Genomic DNA, 15,422 nt, shown 5'->3' with positions numbered 1-15,422 from the left:
GCCCGGGGCGATTGCTCCGGTTATCTGGTATTTGCTGAACCTGCTGGCGTTGCCGATTATCGGCTTCGTTGTCTTGATGACGATTGCCATGAAGTCCGGTGATGCGCATGCGTTGCGGCGGGCTCATAGCAAGGCGGCGGTTTATATGTCGATACTGGGAGCTATGCTGATCAGTTCGGGGGTTGCTGTTTGCTGGTTTATTTACGGCAACACCGGTTTGTTCTGGACTTACGCAATCGTCTGGGCAGTGGTGCTGCACACGTCGTTCGTACTCTGGGGAATGATTTCCCTGGCTCAGGCAATCGGCAACAAGCCGCCTATGTTTCCGCGGCGATTGTTGTAACTTGAGGTTTGGTGCAAGGCAGGACCTACCCGACCCCGCCGTTCGATCCTTCTCACGGGATTCCGCGGCGTGTGCTATTAGCCTGCCAGGTGAATTCCTGCCAGAACCGAGACAACGACAACCGCCCAGCCCTGAGCTGCCATACGCCAGCCCCAGGGGGCATGTTTCATTTCCATAAAGTGATCAACGAGTAAAACCGCTTTTACGATCACCAGCCCAAACACCAGCCAGACCAAAACCGACATGTCCGCACCGGCCTGCAAGGCCAAAACTGGCGTCATCGTACAGATCATCAGCGCGATATAGACCACTAGCATCAGAAAGTCTCCTCAGGCCAGGACATAGAGCATCGGGAACAGCACCAGCCACACCAGGTCGACCATGTGCCAGTAGGAGGCGCCGGACTCCATGCCGTTCATGTCGTCGCCGTTGTAGTCGCCTTTTTTCACCTTTACCGCCAGCACGACGAGGATGATCTGGCCCAGCACCACGTGCATGAAGTGGAAGAACGTCAGGAAGAAATAAAACATGAAAAAGGTGTCGGTGCCCAGGTTGTAGCCGTTGGCGTAGAGATCGGCGTATTCGTAGAGCTTGCCGAAGGTGTAAACAGACGAGGCCGCGATGGCGGCCCAGAGCAGGGCAGTTGTGCCGGCTTTTCGGTCCCGCAGGCGATGAACGGACAGGGCGACCAGGTAGCTGGCGGTGATCAGGCCAATGGTGTTGATCAGTCCGGTCCAGGGATGTAGGGCCTCCTTGCCGGCGGAGAAGGTGGCCGGGTCCAGGCTTCGGGCCACGCCGTAGCCGATGAACAGGATGCCGAACACGGCCAGCTCCGCGAAGATGAAAAACCATACCGCGATGTCACCGGGCAGATGCCGCCTGTGGGCGGCGTGAGCATCAGCCATTGCGTTCTCCGTTAACGGGTCAGGTTCATGTATAGCTTGGGTAGTTGACCGGGCAGTTGGGTCGGGTCTTTGATCACCACGAAGTTGCTGCTGCCGAACACGTAGGGCAGGTATTCGTTGGCTTCTTCGTCGATGGTCACGCAGAACGGTGTCAGCCCTGCCTTGTGGGCCTCCTGTACGGCCATGCGGGTGTCTTCCACGCCGTAGCGACCTTCGTACAGGTCCAGGTCGTTGGGTTTGCCGTCGGTCAGCAGAAGCAGGATTTTCTGGTGCTCTGGCCGGGTCTGTAGCAGTTTTATGGACTGACGGATGGCGGCGCCCATACGGGTGTAGTAGCCCGGTTCCAGGGCCTGGATACGGCCTCTTGTGGTGTCGTTGTAAGGCTCGTCGAAACTCTTGATGTGGTGGAAGCGAATGTGGTCCCGCCGCCTTGAGGAGAAGGCAAACAGGGCAAACGGGTCACGGCTGGCGGTGAGCGCCTCGCTCAGCAGTTGCAGGCCATCCCGGGCAATGTCGATCACCCGCTGGTGGTTATTGATGTAGGTATCGGTCGACAGGGAAATATCCGTAAGCACCAGGCAGGCGAGGTCCCGCTGGTTCTGCTTGCACTGGCGGAGAAGCTTCTGATCCACTTCCCCAATGCCGCGTTTGTGCTGCACCATGCGTTCCAGGCATGCGTCCAGGTCCAGCTCTTCCCCTTCCAGCTGCCGGCGTTCCCACTGGCGCAGAGGTTTCAGCGCGCTGAACTGGCGGCGCAGGGTCCGGGCGGAGCGATTCAGGTGCGCTGGCAGCGGCGAGGGCGTGGCGTCTTTGCTGAGCAGTGGCTGCAGGCAGCAGAATTTTGCCCGGTAATCCTGGCGGCGCCAGTCCCATTCCGGCAGATGAATGCCCGGGCCCAGGCGCAGGTCGTCGTTTTCTTCCGAGGGCAGGTCCAGGTCGAACTTAATGGCGGAAGAGGCTTCGCGACGGTCCTGGGAGACGGAAATCATGTCCATGTCGTCGGCCACGGCGTCGGCGTCTTCTTCTTCGCTGTCATCGCCGGCGCGGTCGATGGGAATGAATTCAGACCAGGAAAACAGGCTTTCCAGTCGAAACAGCATCAGCCCCTGATCCTTGTCGAACGCGTCCACGCGTTCGGCACGTCTGCGTTTCCGTTTTTTAGCCAGGCCACCGGATTTGGACATGGTGTTGTCGTCGCCAATGATCTGGCCTTTGAGTTTGCCCCGGCCCAGCACCGGGTAGAGCCAGAGTACCACCGGCCAGGGGTCGGTCAGGGCTTCTGGCAGGTCGTCTACGCTGCCCGGGTGAATCAGGGCCTGACGAATGGCCGCCTCGCGCTTGGCTTCGTTGCCACGCAGGCTGTCTGGTTCTGGGCGCCACTGCAGCGTGTGTTTTACCAGCCGCTGGTACATGGGCTCCAGGCCCGGCCAGCGGCTCAGCAGTTCCTGCACCATGGCCTGATTGCCGTGCAGCCAGCTGTGATGGTGGATTTCGCCGAGTGAAGCCAGAGCCGCCAGCCACAGGTACAGCTCCCGGTTCACTTTGCGGGATGGGAACAGGGCCAGTCTGTCTGGCAGGCGCAGGCTTTCTTCATCGCGCCAGGCCAGTTCAAATTTGCGGTGGGTGCCAGCCAGCTTTTGCAGGAATCGCCGGCGAATCTGGAAATGCCGGGGCTCAGCAGTCACCAGACTCAGCGCAGGGTCTCCGCCCATGGCCCGGAACATGACACCGAGTGTGCGGGCTTCGTCTTTCAGATGCACGGCATACTCGGGGAATTCGCCCATGGCCTGGCGGGTTACGTAGTCGTGCCATTTCAGTCCGACCCACTCTTCCATCTCGTGTCCTCGTCGTTCAGGCCCGTGATTGTCGCGGGGTGGATTCCACCTGGCGCACAGGAATCAGTACGGTCTGTTTGCCAGGTTCGCCGGGCTCCCAGGTCAGCAGGGAGCCTTCGGGGTTGTCTTTCTGTACTTCCCGGCAGGCGCTCACGCACTGCAGGCACTGGGTACAGCTGAATTTCGCCCGCTTATGGCTGCGGGTGGGCAGTCGCATGGGGCAGGCCTCGTCGCAGGCCTTGGTGCAATCGCGGCAGGCGGCAGCGCGCTTGGTGTCGAAAGTCACTACCCGGCCCTTGCCGTTGGTCATCCAGGCAATGCTTTGTACCAGTCCCACTGCGCAGCCGTATTTGCAGAAGAGGTGCCGGGCAAACAGGAAATCAAAGGTAAACACCGCGGTGGCTACCGCGAGGAAAATGCCCGGGTACAGGCCAAGTTGGCCGGTCACCAGGTCGGTATACAGGGGCATGGGTGGCAGCAGGTATGAAAGTAGTGCCAGGGCCCAGGAAAAACCAATGAGCGCGCACGCCAGGGTCAGGCCGGCCCAGTGAATGGCTTTGCCCGTGCTGCCTTTTTTCAGGGCTTCCCAGAGGGTTGGGCGGCCGGTTATGCGGGTCATCACGTCGTTGATGGCTTCCACCACGGAGAAATGCGGGCACAGCCAGCCGCAATACAGGCGGCCCCACTTGAAGGCAATCCAGAGCACCAGTGGTACCAGCACGAGGATGGGCAATACAAACCAGAACAGAATCTGGCCAGCCACCTCGGCCGGGGTGCTCTGGGCGACCCAGTCCAGATTAAGGTTAAACGACAGGGGAAAACCCAACAGAATGAATCGGGTTTCGGTCAGGTCATAACGAAAAATATTGAGTACGGGCGCAAACAAAAACAGCAGGAAGAAAGCGCTGCGGGTAATCAGGCGCTTCTGCTGAAGGGTGTTTTTCGGGTTGACGGTTTGCGCATGCACAGAGGTTGTCCAGGATCTCGGGAATCTGCCGGGGCCCGAAGGCCCCGGCGATCAGGCTTTATCAGGCGTCTGCCGTGGCAGGCCCCCGGACTTCCTCAGCCGGGCTCGCTTCGCCCTTGATAAAGAAGCTACCGAAGTACACCACCAGGCCGGCCATGAAGAAGGCACCGGCGACAAATCGCATCCAGTAGAACAGGGCGATCTGATCCTGGCCTGCCATGAAGGACAGCGCTTCACCGCTTTCCGGAATACGCTGCAGCCAAACCTGCAGGACGCCGGCAGCGGTCAGGAACAGGGTGATGAACACCATGGAGATGGTCATCAGCCAGAAGCCCCACATTTCCACAATCTGAGCGGTATTGCTGTTGCCGTAGGGGCGACCGCGCATGATTGGCATGGCGTAGGAAATGATGGTCAGTACAATCATTACGTAGGCGCCATAGAAGGCCATGTGGCCGTGGGCTGCGGTAATCTGGCTACCATGGGTGTACCAGTTCACCGGAGCCAGGGTGTGCAGGAAGCCCCACACGCCAGCGCCCAGGAATGCCATGACGGTTGTACCCATGGCCCACAGCATCGCGGCCTTGTTCGGGTGGTTGCGGCGGCGACGGTTGATCATGTTGAAGGCGAAGACCACCATCATGAAGAACGGAAGCGGTTCCAGTGCAGAGAACACAGAACCCAGCCAGAGCCAGTACTCGGGCGGCCCGATCCAGAAGAAGTGGTGCCCGGTACCGATGATGCCGGTAATCAGCGCCATGGCGATGATCACGTACAGCCACTTCTCGATTACTTCGCGGTCTACACCTGTGAGCTTGATCAACACATAGGCCAGAATGGCACCCATGATCAGTTCCCACACGCCTTCTACCCACAGGTGGACCACAAACCACCAGAAGTACTTGTCGGTGGCCAGGTTGCCGGGGTTGTAGAAGGAGAACAGCCACAATACGGCCAGGCCTACCAGGCCGGTGATCAGTACGATGTTGACCACGGTCTTGCGGCCTTTCAGCGCGGTCATGGCGATGTTATAGAGGAACGCCACCACGACCACGGCGATACCGATCTTGGTTATCGTGGGTTGCTCCAGGAACTCCCGGCCCATGGTGGGTAGCAACTTGTTCATGGTGACTTCTGCCAAGGTGGCGTAGTCCACAAACAGGTAGCCCAGGATGGTCAGCGTGCCAGCTGCCGCGAACACCCAGAACAGAATCCACGCCAGCAGGGGGCTGTGCAGTTCGGTCTGGGCTTCTTCCGGAACCATGTAGTAGGTGGCGCCCATGAAGCCGAAGAGCAGCCAGACAATCAGCAGGTTGGTATGCACCATCCGCGCAACGTTGAAAGGAATTTCCGGAAACAGGAAATCACCGACAACGTACTGGAGACCCAGAATCAGGCCGAACACAATCTGGCCGGCAAACAGAATCAGGGCAAAGATGAAGTAGGGCATGGCGACCCTTTGAGATTCGTATTTCATATCTGCTCCCTTACCCCTCGATGTTGGGTGGCCAACCGTTGTCGTCGATCTTGGATGTCCACTCCAGGAAAGCGGCCAGGTCTTCGATCTCGGAATCACTCAGATTGAAATCCGGCATCTGGCGCCGGCCCGGAATATTCGTGGGCATGGCGTTCATCCAGGCTTTCATGTATGCCTTGAAGACCTCAGTATCACCGCCGCCACGGCGGTCAAACACGTTGGCCAGTTCGGGAGCGAAGTAAGCGCCTTCGCCCATGATGGAATGACAACCGACACAGTTGTTCTCTTCCCACAGATGTTTGCCGCGCACCACCTGTTCGGTGAGCTCGTCGCGGTTATCCCGCTCGGGCATAGCACGCAGCTGAGTGTCAAAAGTCAGGGCCAGGAACAGCAGGACGAAGAAGGCACTTCCCCCCAGATATATGTTCCTGGCCATGCTTTTGGTAAAGCGCTCGGCCATTGGTCTCTCTCCTTGGTTGTTACGAATACCTGACTGCCCCACTAGGATATAAAGATGCATCCCTAATGCTATTGATGATTATCAAAGATGATCCCGGGTTTCTCTATTGCGCTGGGGAGTTACCTCTTGATGGGTAGGTGGTAGACTGCCCCGCTGGTTGTATTTTCAAGGTTTTACGCCCGGAGAGATCATGTCTGCCGCCCTGGCCCTGCTGCTTAAACTTCTTCCGCTTTATGTCACCGTTGCACTGGGTTGGATAGCGGGTCGGTTCCTGGAAGCCAGTGGCCGACATATAGCCGGCATCATGCTCTACATCGTCACACCGTCAGTGGTGTTTTCCGGCGTAATGGCGGCGCCGCTGAGCCCTGAGGTGATTCTGCTCCCCTTCCTTGTTTTCGGAACGTCATCGGTACTGGGGCTGGTTCAGTTGAAACTGGCCAAAAAGGCGCTGTCCGATGGCAGTGCAAACATAATTCCCCTGTGCGTAGGCTCGGGTAACACCGGTTACTTCGGGGTGCCAGTCGCATTGCTTTTGTTCGGGGAAGAGGGGCTGGGGCTTTATATTGTCTGTATGCTGGGTACGACGCTTTTTGAGAATTCCGTTGGCTTCTATCTTGCCGCAAGGGGCCGGTACAGCATCAAGGATGCACTGTGGCGGGTGCTTAAGCTGCCTTCGGTGTATGCCTTTCTGGCAGCGGTGGTCCTGAATCTGGCCGGGATAGGCATTCCGGATATTTTCGTGCCGCTGTTTGATAACCTGCGAGGTGCCTACAGCATTCTCGGTATGATGATAATCGGCATGGGCATTACAAGCTTCCGGGGGCTGGCCGGCAACCCTCGGTTCACGGCGCTGGCCTTTTTCGGCAAGTTTGTGATCTGGCCATTGGTGGCTATTGTGTTCTGGTGGGTGGATTCAGCGCTTCTGGGAATCTACGAGCCGGCGGTGCATCAGGCCATTTTCCTGATTTCCATCACACCGATTGCCGCCAATACCGTGGTGATTGCGACTTTGCTGGAGGCCTCACCCAGGCAGGCAGCGGGTACTACGTTGCTCAGTACCTTGTTTGCCCTCGGTTTTATTCCAGTGATGATTGCTTTGGCGTTCGGCGCCGGATAAAGCCGGCTCCGGCAATCAGCAGTCCGGAAGCGAAACCCAGTGCATGGGCCTCCCAGATTACCGGCCCTCCAATCAGGGCCGTGGTCTCGGAACGGTCCAGTCCAACGCCTTCCAATACAAGTTTCACGGACAGTGCTGCAAGCAGTATGATGGAAAACCAGCGATCCGTTTTCAGCCCTCTCATTGCCAGAATTGCGGCCAGGCCGTGGATACAGCCGGAGAATCCTCGATAGCTGGCCAGGTCTGGCCGGAGCGACAATAGCCCCAGGGAGATCGCTGCGGCCATCAGCAGTGTGATCCAGAGTAACCTGTCGGCAGGCAGGAAGCGTGGGAACAGAAGAGCGAGAATGAGCACGCCTGCCAGATTCAACAGGAGATGGTTCACGTTCAGGTGAACCAGGTGACCTGTAAACAAGCGCCACCACTGTCCGGATGTGATTGTGTCCGGTTGCCACTGCAACAATTGCGGTGGAAGAAAAAATGAAAATACAAGCACCATGCATAACAAGAGTGCCGACCTGTTAACCACTCGAACCCTCATGCGGGACATGTCTCTCATAAATGCAGATTGTTACTGGTTCGGGCTGGTCTCGCCCTGCCAAGCCTATTAGTTTGCGCGAATTCCAATTGCCTTAACAGAAAAGGATTCGCCCGTGAGACGTTTGCTGTACCTTTTCCCGATACTGGTTCATGTCTGGCTGTTGTTGTTTTCAATTCATGCCAGTGCTTCGGAGTCACTGGAGTTGTGGATAGATGGCCAGGATTACGAAGTTGAGCTGCAAGCCAACAATCGGTTGGTCTCAGCCCTGGGGGCGCACCAGGCACTCGCCTCGGGCCGCCACTTCCAGGGTAAGGTGGCGGTCGACCCGGACAGCTGGGTAAGGGTGTCTCGCCTGCAGAATGGCTGGGAAGGTATGGCCTACCTGTTTGGGCGTATGCATGTGATTGGTGGCCGGCAGGACAGTCAGCAGTTGGTCACTAAGAGCTTTGGGTTTGATGTCGCTCCCAGCTGCGGTGTTGACCATGTACACAGCAGTGCCGTTATTGCTCCTGATCGTGTTCTTACGCCAATGATGGCGCAGGCGGTGTCTGCGAGCTACGACAGCCTCTGCGACAGCCGGGTAGAAGGAGCCTGCCTGCTGCTGGAGCTGGAGGTGGTGTTCGATCTCGAATTCCAGCAACGTTTCCCCGATGATTTCCAGGACCGGGCCGTCAGTATTCTGAATCTGGTGGAAGGGTTCTATTTCGAGCAGTTTGGTATTGGCCTGGACACCCTGAGTCTTACTTTCCTGAAGACGAATACCTTCACTACATCCACTTCAGCGAATGATCTGCTGGATGATGTGCAGACCCAGGTGGCCGGCGGCAATCTTCCGTTTCAGCAGAATCGGCGCGCCCTGTTGCATCTGGTGAGCGGAAGGGATTTTGATGGAAGCACGGCCGGGCTGGCCTGGGTGGGCACTCTGTGTGATGGCAACGGTTACGGTACCGGCGTCACCAATGCGTTTGACTCCAACGTGCTGACCGCTGTCGTCGTTGCCCATGAGCTCGGTCATAATTTCGGTGCCAATCATGATGAGCAGCAGAACAGCTGTTCGACCGGATTCATCATGAGCCCCTGGGCAAACCCGGATGCGACCCGGTTTTCGTCGTGTTCTGAAACCAACCTGATTAATACCATTAACCAGCAACCGGCGCTGGAACAGTGCTTCAATTTTCCGGCCGATACCATGCTCACGGCAGTAACAACAAATCCTGAGAGGGTACCGGGACAGAGCCAGTTCCAGGCCTTTTTTGATATTGGCTATCAGAGCGCTTCTGAAAATGCAGACCGGCTGGAAGTGACGGGCGAACTGTCGGGCAAAGACACCCGGCTGGAGATGGTCACCGTTGACAGTGTGCCTTGTGAGATCTCATCCCGGTCCTATAGCTGTTCCGATCTTATCCCCGATGCTCAGGGACACCAGCTCGCGATTCAGGCATATTCAGGCACCGAAGCCAATCTGACCCTGAATCAACGGGTCTCCCTGATCAGCTTGAGTGGTGAAGTACTGGATTTGCAGCCGGCCAACAATACGCTGGAAAGCCGTTTTGAGGTGGCGCCCACCGCGGTTGCGGCACCTGGTGACCTGGTGGTGACACCGGAGGCCCGGAGTGCGTTTCTGCAATGGCAACCAAGCGAGACCACAGAAGCTGGCTATGTTGTGCAACGTATGGCCCCTGGCGAGACCGCCTATTCCGACCTGTCTGTGACCTTGGCTGCGGGCACGAATCAGTACCGCGATGCGTCTTTGATCGCGACTGGTGAGTATGCCTATCGCGTGGTGGCCGTGCTGGAGGGCGTGCGTTCATTGCCCGGCAATTCAGCGAGCATAAGCTGGAACAACGCCCCTATTGCTCCCGAGGGGCTGACCGCTGTGGCCGAGGCGGGCCGTGTGCTGCTGGCCTGGACCGAGAATGTTGGCCCTCAGACCGGATATCGGATTGAACGCCGCCGTACAGGAACTGAATATACCCCGTGGCAGTTGCTGGCAACGGCTCCTTACGGTACCGAGAGCTATGTCGATGAGACACCGGTGGCGGGATATACCTACGAATACCGACTGGTTGCTATCAACGGTGGTCAGTTTGCCAGCAGTGAGACGGTTCCGGCAATCATGCCGGAGCTCGAGGAAACCTCGACCGACGAAGACCAGGGTGGCGGTTCATCGGGTGGCGGTGGCAGCCTGGGCGCGGGGTGGTTGCTGGTTGCTCTGACTGCCGTGATCGTCAGAAGGAGGCGGTGGTGGAACGTCAGATAACCTGCACAGGCCTGGTGCTGGTGTCATTGCTGGCGGCGGGTTGTGCCGGCGCCGGCAAAGACAATACCCCGGTGCTGGATTTTCAACAGGCTCAGGCCGTTTGGCAAACCCATGGTATCGACAGTTACGAGGTTACGGTGTGGCAAACCTGTTTCTGCCCGCCCGACCTGCTCCAGCCCATGCGAGTGACTGTGCGCGAGGGAACGGTGATCGATGTTGAAGGTTTGGAACAGCCGATCAACCATCCGGATATTCTGGACCCCAGGCGCCTGACCATTGATGGTTTGTTGGGTGTTATTGATAAAGCCCGGCACAGTGCAGAAACCCTGGTCGCTGAGTACGATCAACGTTATGGGTTCCCGGTACGGCTGGAAGTGGACGGTAGCCCATTCATCGCAGACGATGAATTCTCCTACCGTCTATCAGATTTCCAGCCTTTCTGAGGGAGTCAGGTCTCGCTGGCCTGCAATTGTGCGTCACGCTTCGCGTCGGTGATATCGGCGCGGGCATGGCGAACCACGCTAACTCCGGCGGTGACGGCCAGCGTACCCATGATGGCTGCGACGATCAGATCTGGCCAGGCACTGCCGGTGCCGAACACGCCCAGTGCGGCGGCCATAACGGCCATATTGCCGATAGCGTCGTTGCGGCTGCAAAGCCAGACCGAGCGCATGTCTGAGTCACCGTCCCGGAACCGGAACAGCATCACGGCAACAAACACGTTGGCGGCAAGCGCCAGCAGCCCCACCATGCCCATGGTCAGTGGCTCGGGCGTGATGCCGCTTTGCAGTACCCAGACGGCCCGGCCCCAGACAACCAGTCCGAACACGGCCATGGTCAGACCTTTTACCATAGCCGCCCGCCCGCGCCAGAGCATCCCCATTCCCAGAACGCTCAGAGAAAGCAGATAGTTGGCGCTGTCGCCAAAGAAATCGATGGCATCGGCCATCAGGGAAACGGACCCGGATTGCAGGCTGGCGAAGCCTTCCACCAGAAACATCACCAGATTCACCCACAGCGCCAGCCAAAGCGCTTTTCGGAACCCCGGAGCGGGAGTTTTGGGTTCAGGTGCAGAACAGGAACACGCCATAGAGACCTCCAATGTTTAAGTGTCTCCATTAAAAACCCTGTAGTTGCTACAGGGTCAACACCTGCTAATCATGATGGCCTGATCCATGAGTGCCTGGTACATGGTTATCCGATGCGGTGGGTTCCGGGAGGGTGGCCAATTCGTCGCTGAGCCCGCCCAGAATCCCACATTCCCGGATGGTCCGCGGGTCTGAACAGGCGTTCTGTAGGTTGACCAGCATCTGTTCCAGGCTTTTCAGTTCGTTGAGCCTGGCCCGCACATGTGACAGGTGTCGAGCCAGCAGAGCATTGACGTCTGAGCAATCGGCAGTGGGTTTTTCAGCCAGCCGGATGAGTTCACGAATCTCGTCCTGCGCCATGTCCAGATTGCGGCAGCGCCGGATGAACAGGAGGCGGTCGAGGTGTTCCTGACGATAATAGCGATATCCGTTTTCGCCGCGCTCTGGCTTGGCCATCAGCCCGATTTTTTCAAAATAACGGATAGTTTCTACCGGAACACCGGCCTGCCGGGACAACTCTCCAATTTTCATGATGTATTCCCTTGAATGCCTGACATCGGTCAACTCTCAGCCCGAAGACGATACTGTCACTATGGTACAGTGGCGCGGTGGTTTCATGGAATGAGGAGGCGACTGTGCTGGAGCGCCTGCAACACCGACTGGGCTTGCAGACAATACCCGGAGTGTTCTTTAGCTCAGCTGCTATTGCCGCGCTGTTTGTGGCTTTGGCGATTCCTTTTGACCAGGCTGTGGCCAGCAGTTTCGGGCAGTTGACCGGATGGATGGCCCGTAACCTGGGCTGGTTCTATATCCTGGCGGTGTCTTCGCTTCTGATTTTTCTTCTTGGTCTGGCGCTCAGTCGCTACGGCAGCATTCGCCTTGGGGCGGATGACAGTCGGCCGGACTACTCGAATCTCACCTGGTTCACCATGCTGTTTGCTGCTGGCATTGGCACTATCCTCATGTTCTGGGGGGTGGCTGAGCCGGTGTCCCACTTTGCCAATCCGCCATTCGATGGTGTGCAGGGCGGCACCGAGCAGGCCGCTACCGACGCCATGACCATTGCCCTCTATCATTTCGGCCTTCACACCTGGACCATCTTTGCCATGCCGGGGCTGGCCATTGGCTATTTCTCCTATCGCCACAGCCTTCCCATGCGTATCAGCAGCCTGTTCTACCCGATTCTTGGTGAGCGCACCTTTGGTCCATGGGGCTGGGCGGTGGACGTTATCGCGGTGTTGGGCACGCTGTTCGGGGTGGCGACGTCGCTCGGGCTGGGCACGTTGCAGCTGAACAGTGGACTGAATTACCTGTTCGGTGTTCCTTCCGCGGGCTGGGTTCAGGTTCTGCTGATCACGGTTATTGCCAGCATTGCAGCGACCTCGGTAGCGCTAGGCCTGGACAAAGGAGTTCGGCGGCTGTCCCAGGTGAATATTCTGCTGGCGATTGTCTTGCTGCTGTTTGTATTTGCGGTGGGCCCTACCGTGTTTATTGCCGAAGGTATGGTTCAGAGCGTGGGTGATTATTTTGATGCCTTGCCCTGGCTGGCGTTCTGGACAGAAACCTTTCGCGAGTCGGACTGGCAACGCAACTGGACGTTGTTCTACTGGGCCTGGACGATTTCCTGGGCGCCCTATGTGGGTATTTTCATTGCCCGGATTTCCCGTGGGCGAACCATTCGGGAGTTCGTAGCCGGCGTACTGTTTGCGCCAACCGCGTTTACGCTGGTGTGGTTCGGCATCTTTGGTCTCTCTGCCATCAACGTTGAGATGAATGGCCTGGTGGCACTGGCAGATCAGGTGCAGAGGGATCCGTCGGTGGCCATCTTTGCATTTCTTGATGTTTTTCCACTGGCGGAGGCGGCTTCTGCTCTGAGTGTGGTCATTATTGTCATTTTCTTTACCACGTCATCGGACTCCGCCTCCCTGGTGATTGATATGCTGACACGCAGGGACGAGCAGCCTTCGCTGATTCGCCAACGGATTTTCTGGGCGGCGGCCCAGGGGGTAATTGCGGCCACTCTGTTGCTTGCCGGCGGGCTGGATGCTCTGCAGAACGTGATCACTTCACTTGGTTTACCGTTCTGTATTCTGCTGGTGTTTATGGCGGTGTCCCTCTATCGTGCTCTGCACGCCGATTATCGCGGCTACAGTGTGGATGAGCTGGTGCGAGGCCGCGCCTTCCCGGAAGTGGAAGCCGATTCTGAACCCAAACAGGAGAAAGGTTATGTACCGGAAGCTGCTGATCGCGATTGATCCGAAAGACGACGGGGAGGGCAAGCGTGCACTGGAAGCGGCCCTGAATCTTCTGGAGGAGGGGGGCGAGTTGCACCTGGCCAGTGTCTTCAACCCGGGTGGCAGCGGTTTCTTTCCTCACGTCACCGAAGAAGCACCGGAAGACAAAGAAGAACAGGTGCGGCACCACCTGGATCTGCTGGCCCGGAAATACCTGCCCCTGAACCGGGAGGCGATCCTGCACGTGGTGGCCGGTTCGGCCGGTGAGAAACTGGTGGCACTGGCCGGCCAGCTGTGTGCAGACCTGATGATTCTGGTCTCCCGTGGCGGTGGCAGCCACTGGCCGTTGCGCAAGGCAACGGTGGAGTATGTGTCGGTCAATGCCCCTTGTGCGGTGCTGGTGCTTCCCAGTATGGAGAAAAACGAGAGCGACGGACCTGTCGAGAGCGAGGAAGGCCCTTGTCCATTGGGATCAGAAAAGAGGGAGCTGTGATGCCGGTTCAGAGTCCTGGCTGCCAGTCCTGGGCCGGTTCTGTGTCGGCCCCTTTCGACTGCCATGACGGTTGAGAACCCGGTCCGTCTCTGTCTGGCTCACTTGCTGCTTCCTGAACTCCCCGACCGCCTTGCGAGCCACCCGTGCTGCCTGCTCATGATCACAGACCGGTGAAATATAGGTATTGCCACCAAAGCGCTGTTTCTGGGCCGGCGTCATCAGCCAAGGAGTGTGGATCATTTCCGCCGGGACGCCGGCCAGCTCCGGTATCCAGCGACGGATGAACTCACCTTCCGGATCCAGTTTCTGGCTTTGCAACACCGGGTTGTATATGCGCAGGGCGTTGATGCCGGTGAGCCCCGATTGCATCTGGGCCTGGGGATAGTGAATGCCGGGCTCGAAATCGGTAAACAGTCGAGCCAGGTGCAGTGCCGGGTCCCGCCAGTGAAGCCAAAGCTGATAACTGGCCACCGCCATCAGCATGGCCCGCATGCGGAAGTTGATCCAACCGGTGTGCTCCAGGCTGCGCATGCAGGCATCCACCAGCGGCCAGCCGGTCTGGCCCTCCTGCCAGCGATGCAGTCGCTCGCTGTTGTTTGGTCCGGTTTTCAGGTGCTCCAGTTCCCGATGCATGGCACGGAATTCCAGTTCCGGTTCATCCTCCAGCTTCTGGATGAAGTGGCAATGCCAGTGCAGCCTTGAGCGAAAGCTGGTGAGGCTTTTCTTCTTGCGGGGCAAAGTGTTGCGGTGGTCTCCGGTCTCTTTTGACTGCTGATAGACATCCCGCAGGCTGATGGTGCCCCAGGCCAGGTGAGGGCTGAGCCGTGAGCAGGCGCGAGGTGCGGTAAGCGGCGACGACATGTTGTATTGATAACCCACGCATCGCCGTTCCAGAAACGAATCCAGCAGGGCAATGGCCCGCTCGCTGCCGCCGGCCTGACGATCCGGGCACGGGCCCCCGTTAAGCTTAGTGGGTACGGGTAAGCTCTGTGGCCAGCCCGAGGTGTCCGGTGAATGGATCGCCTCAGGTGCAGGCAAGCGTGTGCTTTTGATGATCCGGTTCCAGTGCTGGTCCCAGTCGTCCCGGTTGACCAGTCGCCGAACGACACCAAAGCCCTGCCATTCGCGGAACTCAATCTGCTGGCTCTGGCACCAGGCAATCACCGCTTTATCCCGCTGAAAGGTCCAGTCCCCGCCGGTTTCCTGATGGCAGAACACCTGTGTGATGCCGTACTGCTGTTTCAGGTCATCCAGGGTTCTGATGACCTCCCCGTGAGCAATCAGCAGATCACTGCCCAGGCGTTTTAACTGCTTGCGCAAGGATTCGAGAGACTCCGCAACGAACTGCCACTGCCGGCGGGAGGTGTCCGGTTGCTGCCAGTATTCCGGCTCCACCACGTACAAGGGCACCACCGGCTGCCCCGATTGCACAGCGGCGTAAAGTGGGCCGTGATCCTCCACCCGTAAATCCCGTTTGAACCAGACCACGACTGCCATCAGTGCGGCCCCCGGTTGCGCCGGCAACGCTCACTGCAGTATTTCACCTGGTCCCAGTCCTTTGCCCACTTCTTGCGCCAGGTGAAAGGGCGGTGGCAGGCCGGGCAGATTTTCTCAGGTAAGTGCGGTTTTTTGTGCATGGGCGGTTTATGGGTTTAACTGAAAGAGGTGTGTGGATATACGTGACTGAGCTTCCAGAGGTTTT

The 15,422-nt window shown here is 58.1% G+C and carries 17 protein-coding genes; 6 read left to right on the top strand and 11 right to left on the bottom strand.

What is annotated here, in order from left to right; translation table 11 throughout:
* The first annotated feature begins 31 nt into the window (after window positions 1-31).
* Complete coding sequence (locus MARHY_RS14595) at window positions 32-343, top strand: hypothetical protein (protein WP_014422482.1); 312 nt, start codon at window positions 32-34, stop codon at window positions 341-343.
* A 77-nt stretch (window positions 344-420) separates the two neighbouring features.
* Here the strand turns inward: MARHY_RS14595 and MARHY_RS14590 are convergent, their stop codons facing one another.
* The 6 genes from MARHY_RS14590 to MARHY_RS14565 all read right to left on the bottom strand — a co-directional run bounded on the left by MARHY_RS14590 (window position 421) and on the right by MARHY_RS14565 (window position 5,987).
* Window positions 421-660 (bottom strand): cytochrome C oxidase subunit IV family protein, encoded by a 240-nt coding sequence (locus tag MARHY_RS14590; protein ID WP_011786561.1) that lies wholly within the window; start codon window positions 658-660, stop codon window positions 421-423.
* 12 nt (window positions 661-672) lie between these two features.
* Window positions 673-1,248 (bottom strand): cytochrome c oxidase subunit 3, encoded by a 576-nt coding sequence (locus MARHY_RS14585; RefSeq protein ID WP_014422480.1) that lies wholly within the window; start codon window positions 1,246-1,248, stop codon window positions 673-675.
* An 11-nt stretch (window positions 1,249-1,259) separates the two neighbouring features.
* The gene (locus tag MARHY_RS14580; RefSeq protein WP_014422479.1) at window positions 1,260-3,083 is read right to left on the bottom strand and encodes a nitric oxide reductase activation protein NorD; all 1,824 of its coding nucleotides are present in this window, start codon (window positions 3,081-3,083) and stop codon (window positions 1,260-1,262) included.
* A 16-nt stretch (window positions 3,084-3,099) separates the two neighbouring features.
* Entirely contained in the window at window positions 3,100-4,050 is a 951-nt protein-coding gene (locus MARHY_RS14575; protein WP_014422478.1) for a 4Fe-4S binding protein, read from the bottom strand.
* A 61-nt stretch (window positions 4,051-4,111) separates the two neighbouring features.
* Complete coding sequence (locus MARHY_RS14570) at window positions 4,112-5,527, bottom strand: cbb3-type cytochrome c oxidase subunit I (RefSeq protein WP_011786557.1); 1,416 nt, start codon at window positions 5,525-5,527, stop codon at window positions 4,112-4,114.
* A 10-nt stretch (window positions 5,528-5,537) separates the two neighbouring features.
* Window positions 5,538-5,987: a c-type cytochrome gene (locus MARHY_RS14565; protein ID WP_022990832.1), complete on the bottom strand. Its 450-nt coding sequence runs from the start codon at window positions 5,985-5,987 to the stop codon at window positions 5,538-5,540.
* Window positions 5,988-6,177: 190 nt separating this feature from the next.
* On the opposite strand from MARHY_RS14565, the gene MARHY_RS14560 reads away from it, so the two are divergent.
* Window positions 6,178-7,104 carry an AEC family transporter gene (locus MARHY_RS14560; RefSeq protein ID WP_011786555.1) on the top strand — a complete coding sequence of 309 codons (927 nt, stop codon included), beginning with the start codon at window positions 6,178-6,180 and terminating at the stop codon, window positions 7,102-7,104.
* On the opposite strand, the gene rrtA is transcribed toward MARHY_RS14560, so the two are convergent.
* Window positions 7,064-7,603 carry a rhombosortase gene (gene rrtA / locus MARHY_RS14555; protein ID WP_158011893.1) on the bottom strand — a complete coding sequence of 180 codons (540 nt, stop codon included), beginning with the start codon at window positions 7,601-7,603 and terminating at the stop codon, window positions 7,064-7,066. The genes MARHY_RS14560 and rrtA overlap by 41 nt on opposite strands.
* Before the next feature lie 154 nt (window positions 7,604-7,757).
* On the opposite strand from rrtA, the gene MARHY_RS14550 reads away from it, so the two are divergent.
* Together MARHY_RS14550 and MARHY_RS14545 are read left to right on the top strand one after the other, a co-directional pair.
* On the top strand, window positions 7,758-9,905 hold the full coding sequence (locus tag MARHY_RS14550) for a M12 family metallo-peptidase (protein WP_014422474.1): 2,148 nt from the start codon (window positions 7,758-7,760) through the stop codon (window positions 9,903-9,905).
* Window positions 9,890-10,348 carry a DUF6174 domain-containing protein gene (locus MARHY_RS14545; protein WP_041655029.1) on the top strand — a complete coding sequence of 153 codons (459 nt, stop codon included), beginning with the start codon at window positions 9,890-9,892 and terminating at the stop codon, window positions 10,346-10,348. Before MARHY_RS14550 ends, MARHY_RS14545 begins: the two co-directional genes overlap by 16 nt.
* A gap of 5 nt (window positions 10,349-10,353) precedes the next feature.
* Here the strand turns inward: MARHY_RS14545 and MARHY_RS14540 are convergent, their stop codons facing one another.
* A complete protein-coding gene (locus tag MARHY_RS14540; protein WP_041655027.1) occupies window positions 10,354-10,995 on the bottom strand; it encodes a cation diffusion facilitator family transporter in 642 nt (213 codons plus the stop codon).
* 64 nt (window positions 10,996-11,059) lie between these two features.
* Window positions 11,060-11,524: a Cd(II)/Pb(II)-responsive transcriptional regulator gene (gene cadR, locus MARHY_RS14535; protein WP_041655025.1), complete on the bottom strand. Its 465-nt coding sequence runs from the start codon at window positions 11,522-11,524 to the stop codon at window positions 11,060-11,062.
* A 104-nt stretch (window positions 11,525-11,628) separates the two neighbouring features.
* Here cadR and MARHY_RS14530 point away from each other — a divergent pair, with 104 nt between their 5' ends.
* Window positions 11,629-13,248 (top strand): BCCT family transporter, encoded by a 1,620-nt coding sequence (locus MARHY_RS14530; protein WP_041655023.1) that lies wholly within the window; start codon window positions 11,629-11,631, stop codon window positions 13,246-13,248.
* Window positions 13,220-13,720 (top strand): universal stress protein, encoded by a 501-nt coding sequence (locus MARHY_RS14525; RefSeq protein WP_050999024.1) that lies wholly within the window; start codon window positions 13,220-13,222, stop codon window positions 13,718-13,720. Before MARHY_RS14530 ends, MARHY_RS14525 begins: the two co-directional genes overlap by 29 nt.
* Here the strand turns inward: MARHY_RS14525 and MARHY_RS14520 are convergent.
* Both MARHY_RS14520 and MARHY_RS18635 read right to left on the bottom strand, forming a co-directional pair.
* Window positions 13,700-15,217 carry an FAD-binding domain-containing protein gene (locus MARHY_RS14520; RefSeq protein WP_041655021.1) on the bottom strand — a complete coding sequence of 506 codons (1,518 nt, stop codon included), beginning with the start codon at window positions 15,215-15,217 and terminating at the stop codon, window positions 13,700-13,702. The two genes, MARHY_RS14525 and MARHY_RS14520, sit on opposite strands and share 21 nt — an antisense overlap.
* Complete coding sequence (locus MARHY_RS18635; protein ID WP_011786546.1) at window positions 15,217-15,357, bottom strand: DUF2256 domain-containing protein; 141 nt, start codon at window positions 15,355-15,357, stop codon at window positions 15,217-15,219. Before MARHY_RS18635 ends, MARHY_RS14520 begins: the two co-directional genes overlap by 1 nt.
* Window positions 15,358-15,422: the final 65 nt, after the last annotated feature.

It is taken from the genome of Marinobacter nauticus ATCC 49840, assembly GCF_000284615.1.
GTDB lineage: Bacteria > Pseudomonadota > Gammaproteobacteria > Pseudomonadales > Oleiphilaceae > Marinobacter > Marinobacter nauticus.
Note: the sequence above shows the minus strand (reverse complement) of the source record. Positions and strands in the feature narration are given on the sequence as shown.